The organism is Nocardiopsis synnemataformans, assembly GCF_965343085.1.
GTDB classification, from domain to species: Bacteria; Actinomycetota; Actinomycetes; order Streptosporangiales; family Streptosporangiaceae; genus Nocardiopsis; species Nocardiopsis alborubida.
The window spans coordinates 29610-49247 of sequence record NZ_CBDRFA010000054.1 but is presented as its reverse complement, the minus strand read 5'-3'; the positions used below and the strand labels follow the sequence as shown (position 1 = coordinate 49247).

The window sequence follows — 19638 nt, the reverse complement described above, 5'->3', positions numbered from 1 at the left end:
TCATCGTTGTGTTGAGCGGCCGCGGACCCGGGGGACCGGGCGCCCGAGCCGAGGAGGCCGTGCCACGGGGCACGCCGCGGAAGAAGGAAGTGAGAACGATGGGTTTCGGGGCACGTGAGATCCTGATCCTCCTGGTCATCGCGCTACTGCTGTTCGGAGCCAAGAGGCTCCCGGACCTGGCGCGCTCCCTGGGGCGCAGCGCCCGCATCCTCAAGGCCGAGACCAAGGGCATGCACGGCGACGCCGACGGCGCGCGGCCCCAACCCGCCGAGCCGCAGCGGGCCGCCGCGCGGCCCCAGCCGCAGGCCCAGCCCGAGCAGCCGGTCGCGCAGCCGACGTTGGAGGGCAGGATCATGAGCCCCGGCGAGTACGGCACCGCGCAGCCCCATACCGCCGGGAACTGAGGCCGCCCCGCGGGCCCGGCCGCGCACGGTCCCGCACGGCCGGAGGCCGGAACCTCCGGCGGGTGCGTCGGCGCGTGACCCCGGGCCGGGAACCGAGGCCGTCACAAACCTGGTGGCCGACTGGTGCGGTGGCGGGGCGAGGGTAGGTAGTGTGACCCATCGGGTACCCCGGCCGGGCCCACCGTCCGGGCAGGGAGCCCGCAGCCACACCGTCGCGCTCCGCTCCCGCCCCCGTGGCCAGCGGGAGACGAGCGCACCGGGCACGGGGCGCCCCGGCGCGTCCCGCGCCCCCGTTCCCGCTAGGACTCCCATGCCCCCACACATCGCCCTCCTGGTCAACCCGAACTCCGGGCGGCGCCGCGCGGCCGTCGTCGCGGTACGCCTCAAGGAGGCGCTGCGCGATGCCGGGGCCCGCGTGCACGTCTACACCGGCCGCTCGGCCGCCGACAGCCGCCGCATGGCACGCCTGGCCGCCTCCGACCGGCCCGACGCGCTCGTGGCCGTGGGCGGGGACGGGCTCGTCCACCAGGCCCTGCAGGCGGTGGTGGGCACAGGGGTTCCCCTGGCCGTGGTCCCCACCGGGACCGGCAACGACATCGCCCGCGCCTTCGGCCGCCCCCGCGGGTCGGCCCGGGACGTGGCCGAGGCGGTCCTGCGGGGGCGCACCCGCCCGGCCGACGCCGTGCGCCTGACCCTGGCAGACGGCACGCAGCGCTACTTCCTCAGCGTCCTGGCCTGCGGCTTCGACGCCCGGGTCAACGAGCGCGTCAACGGGTTCCGCTACCGCGTCGGCCGCGCCGGGTACATGGCCGGGCTCCTGGCCGAGCTGCGCTCCTTCCGCCCCATCGACTACGACATCGAGGTGGACGGGCGCCGCATCGCCGAGCCCGGGATGCTCGTCGCGGTCGGCAACACCAGCGCCTACGGCGGCGGCATGCGCGTGTGCCCCGACGCCGTCCCCGACGACGGCCTCCTCGACGTGGTCTTCGTCCGCCAGGCCCCGATCGGCCGCTTCCTGCGCGTGTTCCCCCGCGTCTTCAACGGCAGCCACACCGGCCTCGACGAGGTGGTGGTCGAGCGCGGGCGCACCGTCACCATCCGCGGCGCGGCGGGTACCGCCTACGCCGACGGCGAACGCACCGGGGAGCCGCCCCTGGTCTGCGAGGTGGCGCCCAAAGCGGTCGAGATGTTGGAGCTGACCTCATAGGCTGGAGGCCATATGAGTAGTCACGCTGAGCGGTACGCCGCCTTCCGTCGGCGCCAGGAGTCCTCCAGCGCCGCCATCGAGGCCTTCCAGGGCCTCTACGGGTTCGAGTTCGACCCGTTCCAGATCCGGTCCTGCAAGGCCCTGGAGAGAGGCCACGGGGTGCTGGTGGCCGCGCCCACCGGCTCCGGCAAGACCGTGGTCGGCGAGTTCGCCGTGCACCTGGCCCTGAGCGAGGGCACCAAGTGCTTCTACACCACGCCCATCAAGGCGCTGTCCAACCAGAAGTACAACGACCTCGTCAAGCGCTACGGCGCCGACCAGGTCGGACTGCTGACCGGTGACAACAGCGTCAACGGCGAGGCGCCCGTGGTCGTCATGACCACCGAGGTGCTGCGCAACATGCTCTACGAGGGCTCGGCCACCCTCGGCGGACTGGCCTACGTGGTGATGGACGAGGTGCACTACCTCGCCGACCGCTTCCGCGGCGCGGTCTGGGAGGAGGTGATCATCCACCTGCCCGAGTCGGTGCGCATGGTCGCCCTCTCGGCCACCGTCAGCAACGCCGAGGAGTTCGGCGAGTGGCTCCAGCAGGTGCGCGGCGACACCACCGTCATCGTCGACGAGAAGCGGCCCGTGCCGCTGTGGCAGCACGTCATGGTCGGCAACCGCGTCCACGACCTGTTCGTGGACATGGAGGAGGACCCCGCCTCCGACCCGGAGGACCGGGACGGGCAGGAGGGCTCCGGCGGGCGCGCCAAGAAGCGCAGGCGCGAGCGCCGTCGCCAGGGCTGGCAGCCCCGCGAGATCGAGGTCGGCGGGCAGAGACTGCGGATCAACCCCCGGTTGACCCGTTTCGCCGAGGAGGACTCGCGCGTCACCCAGCTGGCCAACCGGCGCCGTCACCCGCAGTCGCGGGCCCGCGGCAGCGTGCGGCCCCGCTCCCGGTTCGCGCCGCCCTCGCGGCCCACCATCATCGAGGAGCTCGACGACGGCGGCCTGCTGCCCGCGATCACCTTCGTCTTCAGCCGGGCGGGGTGCGACGACGCCGTCCGCCAGTGCCTGGCGGCCGGGCTGGTGCTCACCACCCCGGAGGAGGCCGACGAGATCCGCGAGTACGCCGAGACGCGGTGCGCCGACATCCCGCCCGCGGACCTGGCGGTGCTCGGCTTCGAGCAGTGGCTGCGCGCCCTGGAGGCGGGCATCTCCTCCCACCACGCCGGGATGCTGCCCACGTTCAAGGAGATCGTCGAGCACCTGTTCTCGCGCGGCCTCATCCGCGCGGTGTTCGCCACCGAGACCCTGGCCCTGGGCATCAACATGCCCGCGCGCACGGTGGTCATCGAGAAGCTCGACAAGTGGAACGGCGAGACCCACGCCCAGCTCACCCCCGGCGAGTACACGCAGCTCACCGGACGCGCCGGGCGGCGCGGCATCGACGTGGAGGGCCACGCGGTGGTCGTGTGGCAGGCCGGGACCGACCCCGAGTCGGTGGCCAGCCTCGCGGGCACCCGCACCTACCCCCTCAACTCCAGCTTCCAGCCCTCCTACAACATGGCGGTGAACCTGGTCGGCCAGGTCGGCCGCCAGCGCAGCCGCAACATGCTGGAGGCGTCCTTCGCCCAGTTCCAGGCCGACCGCGCCGTCGTGGGCCTGGTCAAGCAGCTGCGCAAGAGCGAGGAGGCCCTGGAGGGCTACGCCCAGGCGGCCGAGTGCCACCTGGGTGACTTCATGGAGTACGCCGCGCTGCGCCGCGCCCTGAGCGACCGCGAGTCCATGCTCTCCAAGAACCGCTCGGTCCGACGCCGCGACGAGGCTCTGGAGAGCCTGGAGAAACTGCGCACCGGCGACATCATCCGCATCCCCTCGGGCCGCTACTCCGGGCACGCGGTCGTGCTGGACCCGGGTCTGCGCCACGACCTGCCCGCGCCCCTGGTGCTCACCGTGGACAAGCAGGTCAAGCGGGTCAACGCCAGCGACTTCACCGTGCCGGTGCACCCCTCCGGGCGCATCCGCGTGCCCAAGTCGTTCTCGGCCAAGTCGCCGCGCTCGCGCCAGGACCTGGCCTCCACGCTGCGCAACAAGCTCAAGGAGCGCGGCACCGACCCCGTCTACGAGCGGGGCTCGCGCGAGGCGGGGGAGGACTCCGAGGTGCTGCGCCTGCGCGGGGAGATGCGCCAGCATCCCTGCCACGGGTGCGCCGACCGCGAGGACCACGCGCGCTGGGCCGAGCGCTACTTCCGCCTGCGCCGGGAGACCGACAGCCTGCGCCGCCGGGTGGAGGGGCGCTCGCACGTCATCTCCCGCACCTTCGACCGCGTGTGCGGGGTGCTGGAGGACCTGGGGTACCTGGAGGGCGACAGCGTCTCCGACGACGGGGCGCGGCTGGCCAAGGTCTACTCCGAGCTGGACCTGCTCGTGGCCGAGTGCCTGCGCCGCGGCCTGTGGAAGGGCCTGACCCCGGTCGAGCTGGCGGCCTGCGCCGCCTCGCTGGTCTACGAGGCGCGCCGGGGCGACGACGCCTACCCGCGCCTGCCCGGCGGGCGGATCGAGGAGACGCTCACGGAGATGGTGCGCCTGTGGGGCGAGCTGGGGGAGGTCGAGTCCCGGCACCGGGTGTCGTTCCTGCGCCAGCCCGATCTGGGCTTCGTGTGGACGGCGCACCGGTGGGCGGGCGGCGACCGGCTGGACGCCATCCTGCGCCAGGCCGACATGCCCGCCGGGGACTTCGTGCGCACCGCCAAGATGCTGGTGGACATGCTCAGCCAGATCGCCGGGGCCAGCGGCGACGCCGAGGTGCGCTCCACCGCGCGCAAGGCCGGTGACCTGGTGCGGCGCGGGGTGGTGGCCTACTCCTCGTTCACCTAGTGGACAGGCCGGAACCGTTGCCGGTGTGACGCAAGGGTTCTGACCTGCGATGATCTTGTACTTATAGCGCGTCTCGACCGTCCAACCTCGCTATGAGCACAAGATCACGGCGGAGGGGCGGGCCCCGGGAGGGCAGTTAACGCGGGCCCGGCGGGGGGATCTCCCCGGAGCCGCGCACGACGAGCGCGGTGGGCACCCGCTCCTCGCGGGGCGGGCCGTCGTCGCCCGCGATGCGCGCGAAGAGCCGCCGCACCGCCAGGGCGCCGATCCGCATCACGTCCTGGGCGATCACGGTCACCCGGGGCGTGAGCAGGTCGGCCATGGGGAAGTCGTCGAAGCCCACCACCGCGACGCGCTCGTGCAGGCCGCGTTCCTGGAGGGCCTGGATGGCGCCGATGGTCACCAGGTTCTGGGCGGTGAACAGCGCCGTGGGCGGGTGCGCGGAGTCCAGCAGCGCGCCGGCCGCCCGTGCCGCTCCGGCGGGGCCGGTCAGACCGCACACCACGTGTCCGGGGCGCTCGGGCAGGTCCCGCTCGGCCAGTGCCGCCCGGTAGCCGGTCAGGCGCTCGTCCGCGGTGCTGATGCCGCGCTCGTGGCCGAGGAAGGCGATCTCGGCGTGTCCGTGGTCGGCCAGGTGCAGCACCGCCTCGCGGGCTCCCTCGGTGTTGGCGGCCATGACCGCGTCGGCGTCCAGACCGCGCGGCGGGCGGTCGGCGAACACCACCGGGGTGCCGGTGCGGATCTCGCGGTGCAGGTAGCCGTGGTCGGGCGCGGCCGGGACCAGCAGGATTCCGTCCACCCGGTGCAGGGTGGCCGCCCGCACCAGCTCCAGTTCGCGCCGGGGGTCCTCGTCCAGACTCCCGGCGAAGACCAGGGTGCCGTGCTCGCGGGCCACGTTCTCCACCGCCCGGCTCAGCGTGGCGGAGAAGGGATTGGCCACGTTCTCCAGCAGCAGGGCGATCTGGCGGGTGGCGCCGTCGGTGCGGCGCAGGCTGGAGGCGGCCAGGTTCGGCCGGAAGTCCAGTTGCGCGACGGCCCGCATGACGCGGTCGCGCAGTTCCTCGGAGACGGTGGAGACGTCGTTGACCACGCGCGAGACCGTCTTGACGCTCACCCCGGACAGGGCCGCGACATCGCGCATGGTGGCCCGGCGCACCGGGTCCGCCGTGACCCGCCGATCGCCGTTGTGGTCCACGGACACCGCTACTACCCCCTCGTCCCGACACCGTCCGCGGCGTCCCCCGCACGAGGAGGGGGCGCTGCGCGGGGCGACCGCCCGGGGGCTCAGGGAGGTCCGGGCACGCGCGGTCCCATTGTGCCCCAGCGGCCCCGGTCGGTGAGCGGGGAACGCGACAGCCGCGTCCCCGGCCGTGGCGGGACGGTCGGCGGCGCCGCGCGGGCGGAGAGCGCGCCCGGGTGTCGGACGCCACACGCGGAACACCCCGGTGGCGGGTGCTGTTGGACGCGATGGTGGACCCCGGTGGCCGGAGCGGCACCCGAAGGGGGCCATCATGGATGGACACGGGACCCTTGGGCCTGTAGTTCGCAAGACACCTGAAACGAGGCTTGAGCAGTGCTGCGCACCCTCATCAACGGCAAGATCCACCGCGCCACGGTCACGCAGGCCGACCTGCACTACGTCGGGTCGGTCACGATCGACGCCGACCTGATGGACGCCGCCGACATCGTCGACGGCGAGCAGGTCCACATCGTCGACATCGACAACGGCGCCCGGCTGGTCACCTACGCGATCACCGGCGAACGCGGTACCGGCGTCATCGGCATCAACGGCGCCGCCGCCCGGCTGGTCAGCCCCGGTGACCTGGTCATCATCATCTCCTACGCCCAGCTCACCGAGGCCGAGCGGGCCGAGCACGTCCAGCACATCGTGCACGTGGACCGCGACAACAGGATCATCTCCCTGGGAGAGGACCCGGCCGAGCCGGTGCCGGGGAGCACGCTGGTCTCCGGACGCTGAACCCGGTTCTCCGAACCCGGGTCCGTCGGGCCCCGGCCACCGGACTCCCCGCGGTGCCCGCGCCGACGCCCCCCGCGTCGCCGTGGGCACCGTCGTCGTACGGGGACCGGTGTCCTCGCAGGCGGGACGCGCTCCCGCGGTGTCGGGGCGCCGTCTGCGGGGCACCGGTGCGGCGCTTCCGTGGCGCCCGGACCCGCTCCCGCGCGGCCGAAACCTCCGGAGCGGGAGTCCGAATCCCGTGTTCGGCAAGGGTCGCAGGTCACCGGTGACGTGGCCGGTTCCGGCCTGATCACCCGTCCCCATGCCGGGTATGTCCACCATCGGCATGGACAGGACTGGGGAGCAGGAACAGCGCCGGATCGCCGAACACATCGAGTGGCAGAAGCAGGGTGCGTGGGTGGTCCTGTGGGGTCCCTACACCCGCTGTTTCTGGGCGTTCGCGTGCTGGCCGGTGGTCCCCGCGGGCGGCGTCGTCATCAGCGCGCGCGACCCGCACACCCTGTACTCGGAGATGCGCTACGTCGAGCGCGAGCACGACTTCCTGCGGTGGCGCTACGGACGCGGTTGAGCGACGTCCGTAAGGGTGGGTATTACGACATGGCGGACATAGCACGCTTCTGACTAGGATTCCTCCGTTGGTAGGACTGAACAGAGGACGGACGCGTGTCGATACACACCGCTCAGCCGGGGCAGGCCCTCACCGAGCCGGAACGGGCCCGGCTCCAGCGGCGCACCGTCCTGGTCCTCATGCTCGCCCAGGTGGTCGGGGGCGTGGGCATGGGCGCGATGATCGCGGTGGGCGCGCTCATCGCCCTCGAACTCACCGGCTCCGACACCTGGTCCGGTATGGCCACCACCATGATCACCCTGGGCGCCGCCGTGTTCGCCCTGCCACTGGCCTCGCTGGCCGCCCGGCGCGGCCGCCGCCCCGGCCTCGCGCTGGGCTGGGTGCTCGGCGCGCTCGGCGGCACCGTCGTCATCGCCGCCACGGTGCTGGAGGCGTTCGCGCTGTTCCTCGTGGGCATGGTCCTGGTCGGCTCCGGGACCGCCACCAACCTCCAGGCGCGCCACGCCGCCGCCGACCTGGCCTCCGAGCGCAGCCGCGGCCGGGACCTGTCGATCGTGGTCTGGGCGACCACCGTCGGCTCGGTGGTGGGCCCCAACCTCACCGGCCCCGGCGCGCGCGTGGCCGCCCTGTTCGGCCTGCCCGACCTTCTGGGCCCGGTGTTGTTCACCACCACCGGATTCGTCCTGGGCGGGCTGCTGATCCTCGCCCTGCTGCGCCCGGACCCGCTGCGCGCGGCCACCGCGGACCGGCCCTCCGGCGCGACCCCCTCCGGCGCCCGGCTGTCCGTGGCCGGGGCGCTGCGGGTGATCGCGGCCAGCCCGGGAGCGCTGCTCGCGGTGGTCGGCATCGTGGCCAGCCACACGGTGATGGTCGCGGTCATGACCATGACCCCGGTGCACATGTCCCACCACGGCGCGGCGCTGACCGTGATCGGCCTGACCATCTCCCTGCACATCGCCGGTATGTACGCCCTGTCCCCGGTGGTGGGGTGGCTCACCGACCGGTTCGGCCGGGTGTCCGTGCTGTTGACCGGACAGGTCATTTTGGTCGCCGCCGCGGTGGTGGCGGGCACGGCCGGACACGACGAGGCCAGGGTGACGGTCGGACTGGTGCTGCTGGGTCTGGGGTGGTCGTTCGGGCTGGTGTCCGGGACGGCCCTGCTGGCGGAGTCCCTGGCGGCGGATGTGCGCCCCCGCGTGCAGGGCGTGAGCGACCTGGTGATGAACCTGGGCGGCGCGGCGGCGGGCGCCCTGTCGGGTGTGGTGCTGGCCCAGGCGGGCTTCGGCGGCCTCAACCTGTTCGCGGCCGTGTTCACCGTGCCGGTGTTCGTGCTCGCCGTGCGAGCGCGGCTGGCCCGGGGAGACCGGCGGGAGCGGGCCGCGGGAGCGCGCTGACCGCTGACGGGTCTGTTGCCGGGGAGTGGGGTCCTGGGAACGGGAACCCCGGCCGTCCGGCACGGAGGGCGCGGTGACCGTGTTCTGTGGCCTTCGCCCTGTGTCATTTGCCCGGGCCTTTACCGAAAACACCCCGTGATCTCCGCGCTCGATCCCGCCCCCGCGGTTACCGTGCAGGCGTGAAGCGCCCAACGGCGGTTTCCGGTGGGCGGACCACGCTGACATGAGGGGTGTTCTCAGTGTCCGATCGGGAGTCCGAGGGTGTGTCGCAGGAGCAGTCGGGACAGCGCCCGGACCCGGTGAACCACCGTCCGCCGGAGGAGTGGCGCCCCGGTGACCCCGGTGATCCGATCGAGGGCGGGCCGCAGCCGCCGGGGGAGCCGCCGCACCGCTTCCCCCACCAGGAGACGCGACCCGGGGAAGGCCAGCTCCCGCACGGCCGCCACGAGAGCCCTCCCTCCACTGGAGCACACGCCTACGGGGAGCCCCCGGCCGGGGGACGCGCCCCCGCAGACGTCCCCCCGGGCGGACACCCGACGGGCGCGCCCCCCGAACCGGTGACCGGTGAGCTCTCCGAGGGCCCCAGCGGCCCCGGCCAGGCCGGATACGAGCACGCGGGATACGCCCCCGGATACGGGGAGTCGGACGGGCCCGCGACCGGCGCGGGCGGACAGCCGCCCGGAGGGCCGCCGGACAACTTCAGCTCCGGCCAGGGCCCGGGCTACGCCGCGGCGGGCGGCTACCCCTCGGGCCAGGGGCCGGGGTACGCGCCGGGGCAGACCGGTGGTTACGGACAGACTGGCGGTTACGGACAGGCCTACGGTTACGGGCCGGAGTCCGGAGCGGGCCAGGGCTACCCGCCCCAGGGCGGCTACGGGCCGCCGGAGACCAGACCCACCCCGTGGGGCAAGATCATCGGTCTCAGCTGCGGCGTTCTCCTGCTGCTGATGTTCGTCATCGCCGGGTGCACGACCGTCGTCCTGTTCGCGGCGGCACACAGGCCGACCCCGGTGGAGGAGACCGAGTCCCGGCAGGAGGGCGGCGAGGCGGCCGGGCCCCGGGTCGAGCTCACCGCCGCCCCCGCCGACTTCGACCCCGGACCGCTCTACACCGAGGGCGCGTACACGAGCGTGGACGTGTCGGTGACGAACACCGGCCAGGAGGACATCGAGGTCAACCCGCTCTACTTCCAGGTCGTGGATGCCCAGGGCGACCAGCACAGCACCTCCGAGGCCGTCGGCATGGACGCCGACGAGATCGGTGCGCGCACGCTCGCCCCCGGGCAGAGCGTCTCGGGGGTGATCACGGTGGAGGGGGACGTGGAGCCCGAGACCGTGGTCTTCTCCCCCTTCTTCGGCGAACCGGTGGAGGTGCCGGTCAGCTGACCGGCGGCGCCGCGGGAAGGCTTGGAAGACGGCTCAGGGGGCCAGCGCCGGGTCGCGCAGCCACTCCGACAGGTCCTGCTGGCGCTCGCCGTCGCACTTGAGCGGGCACGTGGTGCAGTACCCGTGCTCCGGGTCGCCCTTGTAGTCGAAGCAGCAGGTGCCCCGCACCGCCCAGGTCCCGCGCGGGTGGTCGGGAGCGAAGGGGAACAGGCGCGGACGCCTGCGGGTCACCGCGCCCGCCGCGACCACCGCGTCGCCCAGGCGTGTGGCCAGACCCCAGGCCTGCTCGGGGTCGCGGCCCAGGTAGCGGGCCGGGTTGAGCATGTAGAAGTGCAGGGTGTCGAGCACCCAGCCCCACAGGGTGCGCTTGCCCGAGCGCGTGTGCCCGTGCAGGGCGTCGATGATCGGCTCGAACGTGGCGAACAGGGCCTCGGCCGCCATCCGCAGCTGGGCGTCCTCGTCCTCGGCGACCACGGTGCCGGGGTGGCCGACGGCGGGGTCGTCCGGGAGGACGGCCGTCCGGGTGCCGACCGAGGCGGGTGTGCCGAAGCGCGCCAGGCCGGAGTCCCAGGGCAGGTAGAGGGTGTCCGGACTCAGCAGCGGGGCGCGCCCGGTCAGGTACAGCGAGGCCGAGACCAGGAAGATGGGCTCGCGCAGGGTCACCCGCAGGAAGTTGGTGGCGGCGGGGAGGCGGTGTCCGGGGCCGTGCTCGCTGCGGAGCCGGTCGTACAGGACCGGCAGCCAGCCGTCCGCGGCCATGGCGCCCGCCTGGTGCCAGTGCACACGGCCGCGGGGAACGGTGGAGAGCTCCTCGAAGGAGAGCAGTTCGGGCAGGGGCGCGAACTTCAGCGGCGCACAGGCGTCGCGCAACGCGTCGAGCGGATCTGGAGCCACCGCGTAACCTGCCCTTCGTCGCACGATGCCGTCATGTCCGGGGGTCGTGTGGGTGCAGTGACCTTCGGGGAACGAGTGCATCTGCGCCTCTTAAGTGAGGCTACCCTAACGAACTCGTGTACCGCAATGATCATCCGAACATCCCCTAACCGCATCGCGGGCAGAAGATGCAGGTACGAGCGTTTTTCTCCGAGTGGCGGCGGGCGTGGCGTGCGTCACCGGCGCCGTTTCCGCTGCGTGTGCGGTGTGGCGCAAGTGTCGGAAGGGATGGCAGAGCGAGGCTCCTGCGTCCCTCCAGTCCCACACAGGCGTGCGGAAGGGGCCCTCTCCGCGGTCGCGCCGCGGGGAGGACCCCTGAGGGATTCAGGCGGTGGCCGCGGTCCGCGAACGCCGTCCGCGCGGGCGGCGGTACTTGAGCCACCACTCCACCAGCAACAGCGGCACGATCCAGGACAGGAAGGCGTTGGTCGGGGCGATGGCCAGCCCCAGCGCCTCGGCGTCGCCGCCGTACTCGCTCTCCAGCCGGGGCAGGCTCGCCATGACCAGCACGACGGTGAGCACCCGGCTGAACGCGATGCCGTAGATGAGGGCGAAGCTGCGCAGCATCCACTCGCGGTGGAGGGCGAAGCGGCGCCGACGCGCCATCCGGTACCCGATGACGGTGAAGGACAGCCACAGGAGCGCCCAGATGACGTTGCTGATCTGGACGCTGGTGCCGAAGTGGCTGAACGGGGCGATGAGCAGGCCAGGGACGCCCACGAGCGGGATTCCGGCCAGGACGTAGACGCGGCCGCTCCAGCGGTGGACGGCCGGGCGGCGGGCGCGCAGCCACGGCCACACCTGGAGGATCACCAGCAGTGTCAGCAGGGAGCCGCCGAAGATGTGGATGACCAGCAGCGGGTAGTACCAGGCGACGCCCTCCGGGACGGTCACGCGCGCCTGGGCCGGGTCCAGGCCGAGGTAGGGCGGGAGGGCGTAGGCCAGGAAGGTCGCGCTGAACAGGGCCAGGGGCAGGATCCAGGGGCGCTGCCACCAGTGGGGGGCGGAGCGCTGGGCGGGCCGCTCCGGAGGGGCGGCGGCGGTCGCGGTCATATCGGTCCTTCCTCTGGAAGCGACGGGTGCGGGGATGGAACCGCGGTGCGGGGGCCGGGATCGCGGGTGAGGGGAGACGGGCGGCCGGACTTGGGCCGTCCGGCGTGGCACGGCTGGGCCGCGTGTTCTGTTGGGCGTCCGGGCGGCTCCGCCTCCGTGGGAGCCGCCCGGACCGCGGGCACCGGACCGGTGGAGCGGGGCCAGCGCGTCCGGGTCAGTCGGGCGGGGTCAGAGCGCCCGGGTCAGCGGCTGAGCCGTCGGAAGCGGCGCACGGCCAGCGGGGTGACCAGGAGCATGACGGCCACCGGCAGGGCCACGGCCACGAACAGCGCGTTCTCCGCGGGCCAGGCGTCCGAGGGCAGGGACGGGTTGCCGAACAGGTCGCGGGTAGCGGTGACCACCGCCGACAGCGGGTTCCACTCGGCGACGGGGGCCAGCCAGGAGGGCATGGCCTCGGACGGCACGAAGCTCGTCGAGAGCATGCTGAGCGGGAACGTCAGCGGGTAGACGACCATGCTCACGGAGTCGGCCGTGGGCAGCACCAGACCCAACAGCACCCCGAGCCACACCAGGGCCAGCCGGAAGAGCAGCAGCACGCCGACGGCGGCCAGGGCTCCGAGGACCCCGTCCTCGGCGCGCCAGCCCATCGCGAACCCGACGAGGAGCAGCAGGGCCACCTCCAGGCAGGCGCGCGCCATGTCCGTCAGGGCGCGGGCGCCGAGCAGGGCCGCGGGGGACATGGGCATGGACCGGAAGCGGCTCATCACGTCGCGGGCGGTGTCGCGGGCGATCCCGGAGGCGGTGCCGCCGACGCCGTAGAGCATGACCATCGCCAGCATCGCCGGGACCAGGAACTCGCGGTAGTTCTCCGTGCCCGGGGGCGCCATCACGTCGCCGAACACGTAGCCGAACAGGAGCACCACCATCACCGGCATGGTGATCGCGATGACCGGTTCGAAGGGGTCGCGGACCATGTGCCGGAAGTTGCGGCGGGTCAGCACCAGGGTGTCGGCGCCGGCCTTGCGCAGGCGCTGGGCCCGGGTGAGCTGGCGGGGCGGCAGACTCCCGTGGGTCAGCGGGCGCGGACCCGCTGAGGGAGCGGTGGCGGCGGCGGTCATCGGGACACCTCCTGCGGGGCGCGGTGGGCGTCTTCGTGGCCGGTGGCGGTCGTTCCGGTCAGGCCGAGGAAGACCTCGTCCAGGCTCGGGCGGCGGACGCCGACGTCCTCCACCCGCAGGCCGGAGCCGTCCAGGGCGCGCACGGCCCGGGTCAGCGCCTCCATGCGGTCCTCGGCCGGAACGCTGACGCGCTGCTCGTCGCGGTGCACGCTGGCCCGGGCGGACACGGCCGCGCCCAGGAGGCGCGCGGTGGCGTCCAGGTCTGCGGGGTCGCGCACGACCACGTCGAGGCGGTCACCGCCCACCTGCGACTTGAGGGAGTCGGGGGTGCCCTCGGCGATGACGCGGCCGTGGTCGATGACGGCGACGGCGTCGGCGAGTTGGTCGGCCTCCTCCAGGTACTGCGTGGTGAGCAGCACGGTCGTTCCGGAGGCGGTCAGGGCGCGCACCGACTCCCAGACCTGGAGGCGGCTGCGGGGGTCCAGTCCGGTGGTGGGTTCGTCCAGGAACAGGACGCTGGGCTCCTGGATGAGGCTGACGGCCAGGTCCAGGCGGCGGCGCATCCCGCCGGAGTAGCCGTCGGCGCGGCGGTCGGCGGCCTCGACGAGGTCGAAGCGCTCCAGCAGGGCACGGGCGCGCTCGTCGGCGCCCCGGGGGGTGAGGCCGTACAGGCGGCCGAACATGACGAGGTTCTCGCGGCCGGTGAGGAGTTCGTCGACCGAGGCGTACTGGCCGGTCAGGCCGATCTCGGCGCGCACGCGGTCGGCCTGGGTGAGCACGTCGTACCCGGCGACGCGGGCGTGCCCGGAATCGGGGCGCAGCAGGGTGGCCAGGACGCGGACGGCGGTGGTCTTACCGGCGCCGTTGGGGCCGAGCAGGCCGAAGACGGTCCCGGCTCCGACGGTCAGGTCGAGGCCGTCCAGGGCGCGGGTGGCGCCGTAGTCCTTGCGCAACCCCTCGGCGCTGATGGCCGGGGTCATGTGGGACATGTCAGTGTGCTCCATAAACTGTTTATGCCGTACATGTATTAGTGTAAGTAATACACAGATCTAGGATGGTGTCAACGACGCAGCCGACGACGGGTGGGGTATGACGGCCGAGCAGCGGGGGACGAACCGGATGGAGCGGGAGGTCGAGCTCCTGTGGGGGCTGCGCCAGCCCGAACCGAGGAGGGGCCCCAAGCCCAGGCTCAGCCGGGAGGCGGTGGTGGTGGCGGCGGTCGCCATCGCCGACGCGGAGGGCCTGGAGGCCGTCTCCATGCAGCGGGTGGCCAAGGAGCTGGGCTACACCACGATGTCGCTGTACCGGTACGTGGACAGCAAGGAGGACATGCTCGTCCTCATGAGCGACGCGGCCATGGAGGGGGACCCGCCCGAGCCGCGCGAGGACGGGGACTGGCGGGCCGGTGTGGAGGAGTGGGCCCGCAGGTTGATCGCGATGTACCGCCGCCACCCGTGGGCGGTCTACCTCTCCCTGAACGGGCCGCCCAGCGGACCCAACGGGCTGCGCTGGATGGAGTCGGGGCTGCGCGAGATCTCCCGGTCCGGCCTGGACCTCGGCTGGTCGCTCCAGATGCTGACGATGCTGTCCGCCATCCTGCGCGAGACGATCCGCATCGAGCTGGACATGAGCCGCGCGGTCCAGGCGGCGGGCGGCACGATGGCCGACACCGGGCGCGACTACAGCAGGGGACTGCGCAGGGTCGTCACCGAGGAGGGGTTCCCCACCATCGACCGGCTGCTCCGGGAGGGGGTCATGGAGGAGCTCTCGGACGCCGCGCAGGAGGGCGCGGGCGGGCCCGCGGAGGACCTGGACTTCTCCATCCGCCGAGTCCTGGACGGCATCGAGGTGTACGTGGAGCGCCAGCGCGCCGCGGGGGAGCGGGAGGGGTCCCCGGGTGCGGGGGAGTAGCGTCGGCGTCCCCCTCGTCCTGGCCGCCCCCAGCCGAGCGGTCCTCGGGCGCGGGGGAGTAGCGAGGGAGTAGCGGGGCAGCAGAGGCGGCGAACGCGCGCGGGTGCTAGCTTCCTCTCCCATGACGGAGCACCAGGACGAGACCAGGGCGGCCTACGACGGGGTCGTCGAGCTGTACGCCTCGATGTTCGCCGACCGGTTGGAGACGCAGCCGTTCTCGCGGAACATGATCGGCGCCTTCGCCGAGCTGGTGCGCGGGACGGGGAACCCGCGGGCGGCCGATGTCGGGTGCGGGCCCGGACATCTGACGGCTATGCTGTGCGACCTGGGGCTGGACGCCTTCGGGCTCGACCTCTCCCCGGCCATGGTCGGGCACGCCCGGCGGGCCCATCCGGCGCTGCGGTTCGACGAGGCACGGATGGAGGTCCTGCCGGTCGGGGACGGTGCGCTCGGCGGCGTGCTGGCCCACTACTCGATGATCCACACCCCGCCCGGGGAGCTGCCCGCGCTGCTCGCCGAGCAGGCGCGCGTCCTGGCACCGGGGGGCCTGCTCCTGGCCTCGTTCTTCGCGACCGACGGACCGGAGCCGGTCCGCTTCGACCACAAGGTGGCGCCCGCCTACAGCTGGCCGGTGGACCGGTTCGTCGAGCTGCTGACCGGGGCCGGGCTCGTCACGTTCGCCCGGCTGCTCCACGACCCGGCCTCCGAGCGGGGCTTCCTCGACGCCCACGTGCTGGCCCGCCTCCCCTAGTGCGGTGCACGTGGCCGCTGGGCGCGGGCAGCGCGAAGCGGGCGGGCCGGGGACCCCCCTAGTACCACGGTAGGCGCGCGGGGCCGGGCCCACCAGGCCCTCCGCGCGCCTGTGGACGACTACCGCACCACCACCAGGTGGTGCCGCGACAGCACGGACACGACCTCCGCCGTCCGCTCGACCTTCGCGCCCGCGCGCTCGGCCAGTTCGGCCACGGTCAGCTCCCGGTGCTCGGCGAGCGCCTCCAGGACCGGCCCGACCACGGCCGGGAACCGGTACCTGCGCCCGCCCACCGTCACGGCCACCCTCTCGCCGTCCCGCGACAGCGGCGGCGGCAGGATCGGCACGAACTCCACCCGCGCGTGCGCGGGCGGCGCACTCTCCTCCACCGGCCACGGCAGCGAGAACGAGGTCCGGCGCGGGAAGCGCGCGTCCCGCTCGGCCAGGAAGCCGTCCAGGTCCAGCTCCTCGGCCAGCTCCGCCATCCGGGCCACCAGCTCGCCCTGGTGCTTGCGCCGCACGTCCGGGTCGGCGAAGCGCGGCAGGTCCCTGCGGAACACCTCCTCCTCGAACAGCCGGCGCACCAGCGCGTCCGCCCACTCCACTCCGGTCGCCCGGGTGAAGCCGAAGGTCAGGTGCATGCTCACCCCGCCGGTCCCGGTCACCGTGTGCCACCAGCCGCGCGGCACGTGGATGACCTGGCCCGGCCGCAGCACGCCCTCCCACACCAGGTGCAGCTCGCCGTCGGCGTCGCGCGGCGGCGTGTGGGCGTGGTCCACGTCGTTCTTCATCGGGTACGGGCGCGACCCCGGGCCGTGCACCTGCCAGTGCTTGGTCCCCTCCACCTGGACGATCACCGTGTCGTGGTCGTCCCAGTGGGTGTCGAAGCCGCGTGAGCCGCCCCAGATCAGGTACAGGTTGGCCTGTGCGCGCTCGCGCACCAGCCGCATGAGGTCGTCGGCCGCCGCGCCCACCGGCGGGTGCATCCGGTCCACGCTGTCCAGGACCAGGCTCGCCCCCTCCCGCAACTCCCGGTACAGCGCCTCGGGCCGCACCACCCGCCGCGCGCTCCGCGAGGAGGTCGCCGCCTCGGTGTAGCGGTCGGCCGGGACCGGAGCCCCGTCCCGGTGCAGGCGCAGCCTGGGCGGCTCGGGGGAGCACGTGGCCAGCAGGTCGTTGAGGTCGTCGAAGGTCAGCAGCGAACGCACCGCGTCCGCGCCCAGATCGGCGAAGACGAACTCCTCGGACAGGCGCTCGGTGAGGGCCTCCCTTCCCACGACGTCGCTCAGGGTCCGGGTGAACAGGTGGCCGGGATCGGTCATGAGGGGGCGTCCTCTCCGTGCACGGGGGTGGGGCCCCGCCCGGCCCGGGGGGACCGGGCCGGGCGGGACGCGGTCAGATGAAGTCGGAACTGGAGTCGGTGCCGTCGTTGTCGCCACCCGCGGTGATGTCGCGGGAGGTCACCTCGGCCAGGTCCTCGGTCTCGACCTCGATCGGGTCCATACGCACCACACCTCACTTTCTGTGTGCCGTTTCTCTTGCCAGGACCGACCCCGCGCGCTCAGCGCGGCGACAGCCCTGTCCGGTGGGCCGCGAACGCGTGCGCGTCGGCGGCCAGTCCCACCGCCCGGCTGACCGCGCGCGGGCCGTGGCCCACGTCGCGCTCGTACCGGAGCAGGACGGGTGGGCGCCCCTCCTCCCGCGCGGCCGCCGCCAGCAGCGCCGCGCACATCTTGCGCGGGTGGGCGGCGTCGGTGCGGGTGTCACCGTGGAAGCCGGTGAGCAGGACGCTGGGGAAGCGCCGTCCGTGCCCGTCCCCCGCGCCCTCCAGCGCCCGGTGGTAGGGGGAGTAGGACATCAGGGCGGCGAAGTCGTCGGGGTCGGCGGCGGTGCCGAACTCGCGGGTCCACATCCGGCCCAGGCCCATCCGCTCGAAGCGGGCCATGTCCGCGAGCGGCGCGGAGGCGATCACCGCCCCGCACAGGTCCGGGCGTGCGGTCGCGGCGGCCAGGACGAGCAGCCCGCCCGCCGAGCCGCCCGACAGGCACAGCTGGTCGCGGGTGCACATCCCCGCCCCGACCAGGGCCGCCGCCGCGGCCACCAGGTCCTCCACGGCGCGCGGCTTGCCGCGGCCCGAACCGGCCAGGTGCCAGTCGCGGCCCGCGTCCCCGCCGCCGCGCACGTGGGCGACGGCGTACCGGCCGCCCGAGAGCAGCCAGGCCAGCACGGTCGCGCTGAACCCGAACTGGCGCGGGCGCCCGAAGCCGCCGTAGGCGTGCAGGAGGGTCGGCTCGGGGATCAGCCCCGTGCCGGGCGCGGTGCGGACGCGGCCCGCGGCGGTGAACACGGTCACCGGGACCCGCGTGCCGTCCGCGGAGCGGCACCAGACCACCGAGCGCTCCACGGCCGGGGAGGGTCGGGCCTCGACGGCGCCGGGCGGCCAGGGGCGCGGAGTCCGCTCCCCGGGGGCCAGACGCAGGACCCGCTGTTGGGTGGACACGTCCGCGTACCCCAGGTACACCGACCCGTCGGGCGCCGCCTCAGGAGTGGAGACCATCCCCTCGCCGGGCAGGTCCACCGTGCACAGGAGCCCGCCCGTGCGGGTGTCGTGGACGGCCGCGGCGCTGATCCCCAGGCGGGTGCGCGCGACGAACAGGGCGGTGCCGCCCTCCGGTCCGGCGGGGCAGGGCGCGAAGGCGTCCAGGGTCGCCCCGTCCTCCTCGGGCACCACCTCGCGCCAGTGCCCCACCCCCGGCTCCTCGGGGGAGACCGCGCAGATCCGCCGCCACGGCGCGCCCAGGGTGGTGCGCAGGTACAGGAGACCGTCCGGGCCCAGCCGGGCCTCGGTCTCGGCCTCCTCGCCCACCTGGACGGGTCGTAGAGGGGGGTGCTCGGGGGCGTCGGCCGGGGCGACTGGGTTGGTCAGGTCAGCCGGGTCAGCCGGATCGGTGAGGCTGGTCGGGTCGGCTGGGTTGATCGGGTCGGTTGGGTAGGCCAGGTCGGCCAGCCACAGGTCGGTGCGGTGCCCGGTGCCGTGGCTCTCGGTCACCAGCAGCCACCGGTCGCCCAGGACGCGCACTCCGGGCACGGTGCCGGGCGCCGTGCAGGCGTGGACGAGCGTCTCGGCGCCGTCGAGGACCCGGCGCAGCCACACGCCGCGCACGCCCCGCGCGCCGTCGCGGCGCACGTAGTAGAAGGCGGGAACGCCCCGAGGCGCCCAGGCCACGTGGGAGTAGCGCACCCCCGGCACGGCGGGGCCGACCGGTTCCCCGGTCTCCGTGCCGATCACGCGCAGGGCGCCGCGCTCCACGCCCCCCGACGAGGTCTGCACGGCGACCAGGCCTCCGTCGGGAGAGGGTTCCCAGGCGTCCAGGGTGGTGTGTCCGGCGGGGTCCTCGGCGCCGGGATCGTAGACGGTGCGCGGCGGTCCGTCCCCGGTCAGAACCACCAGCCGGGGGTGCTCGCTTCCGGCCGGGCGCACGGTGGCGAACACCGTGCCGGGCCGGTGCACCGGAGGACTCCACAGGTCGGTGCCCACCAGGGAGCGGATGAGACCGGCCAGGCGGTCACGCAGGGGCCAGGTGAGCGCCTCCGCCGCGTACTCGCGGCCCCGTTCCTCCAACCAGCTCAGCGTCTCGGGGGAGTCGGCGGACTCCAGCCACCGGTAGGGGTCGGGCACGGGACGGCCGTGCAGGAGGTCGACGGCGGGCTCGGGCTCGGGAGCGGACTCGGTGACGAGAGCGGCTCCGGGGGCTCGGTTGGACACCACACAATCGTTGGGGTGCGCTCATCCGGGGGTCAAGGAACAGATGCCTTGCCCAGGGGTGCGCGACTGTGGCCTCGGAGCAAGGTTTGCCTCGGTGCCGACCGGGCAATGCCGCCCCATCGGGCCGGGAACCCCGCGCACGGGTGCGCCCCGCCGGGCCCTCCCGGAGGAGGGGGAGAGGGCCCGGCGGGGCGCTGGGAGACGGGCTCAGCTTCTCTTTCCGGGAGGAATCGCTGTGTGGACCGCACCAGTCATTTGATGTCAGGAGTCACAATGGACTGCTTTGGCTGCGGTCTGTCACTGGT

Annotated in this window: 16 protein-coding genes; 9 read left to right on the top strand and 7 right to left on the bottom strand. The window is 73.7% G+C overall.

Annotated elements, in window-relative coordinates:
* Positions 1 to 98 precede the first annotated feature (98 nt).
* From tatA to ACSIH6_RS26660, 3 genes are all read left to right on the top strand, one after another.
* On the top strand, positions 99 to 404 hold the full coding sequence (gene tatA / locus ACSIH6_RS26670; RefSeq protein WP_435111091.1) for a Sec-independent protein translocase subunit TatA: 306 nt from the start codon (positions 99 to 101) through the stop codon (positions 402 to 404).
* Between the two features lie 310 nt (positions 405 to 714).
* Positions 715 to 1611 carry a diacylglycerol/lipid kinase family protein gene (locus tag ACSIH6_RS26665; protein ID WP_435111090.1) on the top strand — a complete coding sequence of 299 codons (897 nt, stop codon included), beginning with the start codon at positions 715 to 717 and terminating at the stop codon, positions 1609 to 1611.
* 12 nt (positions 1612 to 1623) lie between these two features.
* Positions 1624 to 4476 (top strand): DEAD/DEAH box helicase, encoded by a 2853-nt coding sequence (locus tag ACSIH6_RS26660; RefSeq protein ID WP_435111089.1) that lies wholly within the window; start codon positions 1624 to 1626, stop codon positions 4474 to 4476.
* A 136-nt stretch (positions 4477 to 4612) separates the two neighbouring features.
* On the opposite strand, the gene ACSIH6_RS26655 is transcribed toward ACSIH6_RS26660, so the two are convergent.
* Positions 4613 to 5677: a LacI family DNA-binding transcriptional regulator gene (locus ACSIH6_RS26655; protein ID WP_435111088.1), complete on the bottom strand. Its 1065-nt coding sequence runs from the start codon at positions 5675 to 5677 to the stop codon at positions 4613 to 4615.
* Positions 5678 to 6049: 372 nt separating this feature from the next.
* Here ACSIH6_RS26655 and panD point away from each other — a divergent pair, with 372 nt between their 5' ends.
* From panD to ACSIH6_RS26635, 4 genes are all read left to right on the top strand, one after another.
* Positions 6050 to 6454 (top strand): aspartate 1-decarboxylase, encoded by a 405-nt coding sequence (gene panD, locus ACSIH6_RS26650; protein ID WP_061082506.1) that lies wholly within the window; start codon positions 6050 to 6052, stop codon positions 6452 to 6454.
* A gap of 310 nt (positions 6455 to 6764) precedes the next feature.
* On the top strand, positions 6765 to 7022 hold the full coding sequence (locus tag ACSIH6_RS26645; protein WP_017564856.1) for a hypothetical protein: 258 nt from the start codon (positions 6765 to 6767) through the stop codon (positions 7020 to 7022).
* 95 nt (positions 7023 to 7117) lie between these two features.
* Entirely contained in the window at positions 7118 to 8416 is a 1299-nt protein-coding gene (locus tag ACSIH6_RS26640; RefSeq protein ID WP_435111087.1) for an MFS transporter, read from the top strand.
* A 263-nt stretch (positions 8417 to 8679) separates the two neighbouring features.
* A complete protein-coding gene (locus ACSIH6_RS26635; RefSeq protein WP_435111086.1) occupies positions 8680 to 9801 on the top strand; it encodes a DUF4352 domain-containing protein in 1122 nt (373 codons plus the stop codon).
* Positions 9802 to 9834: 33 nt separating this feature from the next.
* Here ACSIH6_RS26635 and ACSIH6_RS26630 read toward each other — a convergent pair whose 3' ends face one another.
* The 4 genes from ACSIH6_RS26630 to ACSIH6_RS26615 all read right to left on the bottom strand — a co-directional run bounded on the left by ACSIH6_RS26630 (position 9835) and on the right by ACSIH6_RS26615 (position 13894).
* Positions 9835 to 10695, bottom strand: coding sequence for a (2Fe-2S)-binding protein (locus ACSIH6_RS26630; RefSeq protein ID WP_435111085.1), 861 nt, complete (start codon positions 10693 to 10695; stop codon positions 9835 to 9837).
* Between the two features lie 363 nt (positions 10696 to 11058).
* The gene (locus tag ACSIH6_RS26625) at positions 11059 to 11787 is read right to left on the bottom strand and encodes a DUF2306 domain-containing protein (protein WP_435111084.1); all 729 of its coding nucleotides are present in this window, start codon (positions 11785 to 11787) and stop codon (positions 11059 to 11061) included.
* Positions 11788 to 12029: 242 nt separating this feature from the next.
* A complete protein-coding gene (locus ACSIH6_RS26620) occupies positions 12030 to 12905 on the bottom strand; it encodes an ABC transporter permease (RefSeq protein ID WP_435111083.1) in 876 nt (291 codons plus the stop codon).
* Complete coding sequence (locus ACSIH6_RS26615; protein WP_435111100.1) at positions 12902 to 13894, bottom strand: ATP-binding cassette domain-containing protein; 993 nt, start codon at positions 13892 to 13894, stop codon at positions 12902 to 12904. Before ACSIH6_RS26615 ends, ACSIH6_RS26620 begins: the two co-directional genes overlap by 4 nt.
* Positions 13895 to 13994: 100 nt before the next feature.
* Here ACSIH6_RS26615 and ACSIH6_RS26610 point away from each other — a divergent pair, with 100 nt between their 5' ends.
* Together ACSIH6_RS26610 and ACSIH6_RS26605 are read left to right on the top strand one after the other, a co-directional pair.
* Complete coding sequence (locus ACSIH6_RS26610) at positions 13995 to 14816, top strand: TetR/AcrR family transcriptional regulator (RefSeq protein ID WP_435111082.1); 822 nt, start codon at positions 13995 to 13997, stop codon at positions 14814 to 14816.
* Positions 14817 to 14937: 121 nt separating this feature from the next.
* Positions 14938 to 15567 carry a class I SAM-dependent methyltransferase gene (locus ACSIH6_RS26605; protein WP_435111081.1) on the top strand — a complete coding sequence of 210 codons (630 nt, stop codon included), beginning with the start codon at positions 14938 to 14940 and terminating at the stop codon, positions 15565 to 15567.
* 119 nt (positions 15568 to 15686) lie between these two features.
* Here ACSIH6_RS26605 and ACSIH6_RS26600 read toward each other — a convergent pair whose 3' ends face one another.
* Together ACSIH6_RS26600 and ACSIH6_RS26595 are read right to left on the bottom strand one after the other, a co-directional pair.
* Complete coding sequence (locus tag ACSIH6_RS26600) at positions 15687 to 16889, bottom strand: JmjC domain-containing protein (protein ID WP_435111080.1); 1203 nt, start codon at positions 16887 to 16889, stop codon at positions 15687 to 15689.
* Between the two features lie 239 nt (positions 16890 to 17128).
* A complete protein-coding gene (locus ACSIH6_RS26595; protein WP_435111079.1) occupies positions 17129 to 19336 on the bottom strand; it encodes a prolyl oligopeptidase family serine peptidase in 2208 nt (735 codons plus the stop codon).
* Positions 19337 to 19638: the final 302 nt, after the last annotated feature.

Excerpts from the sequence above, each read along its gene's own strand:
- tatA (WP_435111091.1), top strand. The coding sequence starts at position 99 with ATGGGTTTCGGGGCACGTGAGATCCTGATCCTCCTGGTCATCGCGCTA.
- ACSIH6_RS26665 (WP_435111090.1), top strand. The coding sequence starts at position 715 with ATGCCCCCACACATCGCCCTCCTGGTCAACCCGAACTCCGGGCGGCGC.
- ACSIH6_RS26660 (WP_435111089.1), top strand. The coding sequence starts at position 1,624 with ATGAGTAGTCACGCTGAGCGGTACGCCGCCTTCCGTCGGCGCCAGGAG.
- ACSIH6_RS26645 (WP_017564856.1), top strand. The coding sequence starts at position 6,765 with ATGTCCACCATCGGCATGGACAGGACTGGGGAGCAGGAACAGCGCCGG.
- ACSIH6_RS26625 (WP_435111084.1), bottom strand. The coding sequence starts at position 11,787 with ATGACCGCGACCGCCGCCGCCCCTCCGGAGCGGCCCGCCCAGCGCTCC.
- ACSIH6_RS26620 (WP_435111083.1), bottom strand. The coding sequence starts at position 12,905 with ATGACCGCCGCCGCCACCGCTCCCTCAGCGGGTCCGCGCCCGCTGACC.
- ACSIH6_RS26615 (WP_435111100.1), bottom strand. The coding sequence starts at position 13,894 with ATGTCCCACATGACCCCGGCCATCAGCGCCGAGGGGTTGCGCAAGGAC.
- ACSIH6_RS26610 (WP_435111082.1), top strand. The coding sequence starts at position 13,995 with ATGACGGCCGAGCAGCGGGGGACGAACCGGATGGAGCGGGAGGTCGAG.
- ACSIH6_RS26605 (WP_435111081.1), top strand. The coding sequence starts at position 14,938 with ATGACGGAGCACCAGGACGAGACCAGGGCGGCCTACGACGGGGTCGTC.
- ACSIH6_RS26600 (WP_435111080.1), bottom strand. The coding sequence starts at position 16,889 with ATGACCGATCCCGGCCACCTGTTCACCCGGACCCTGAGCGACGTCGTG.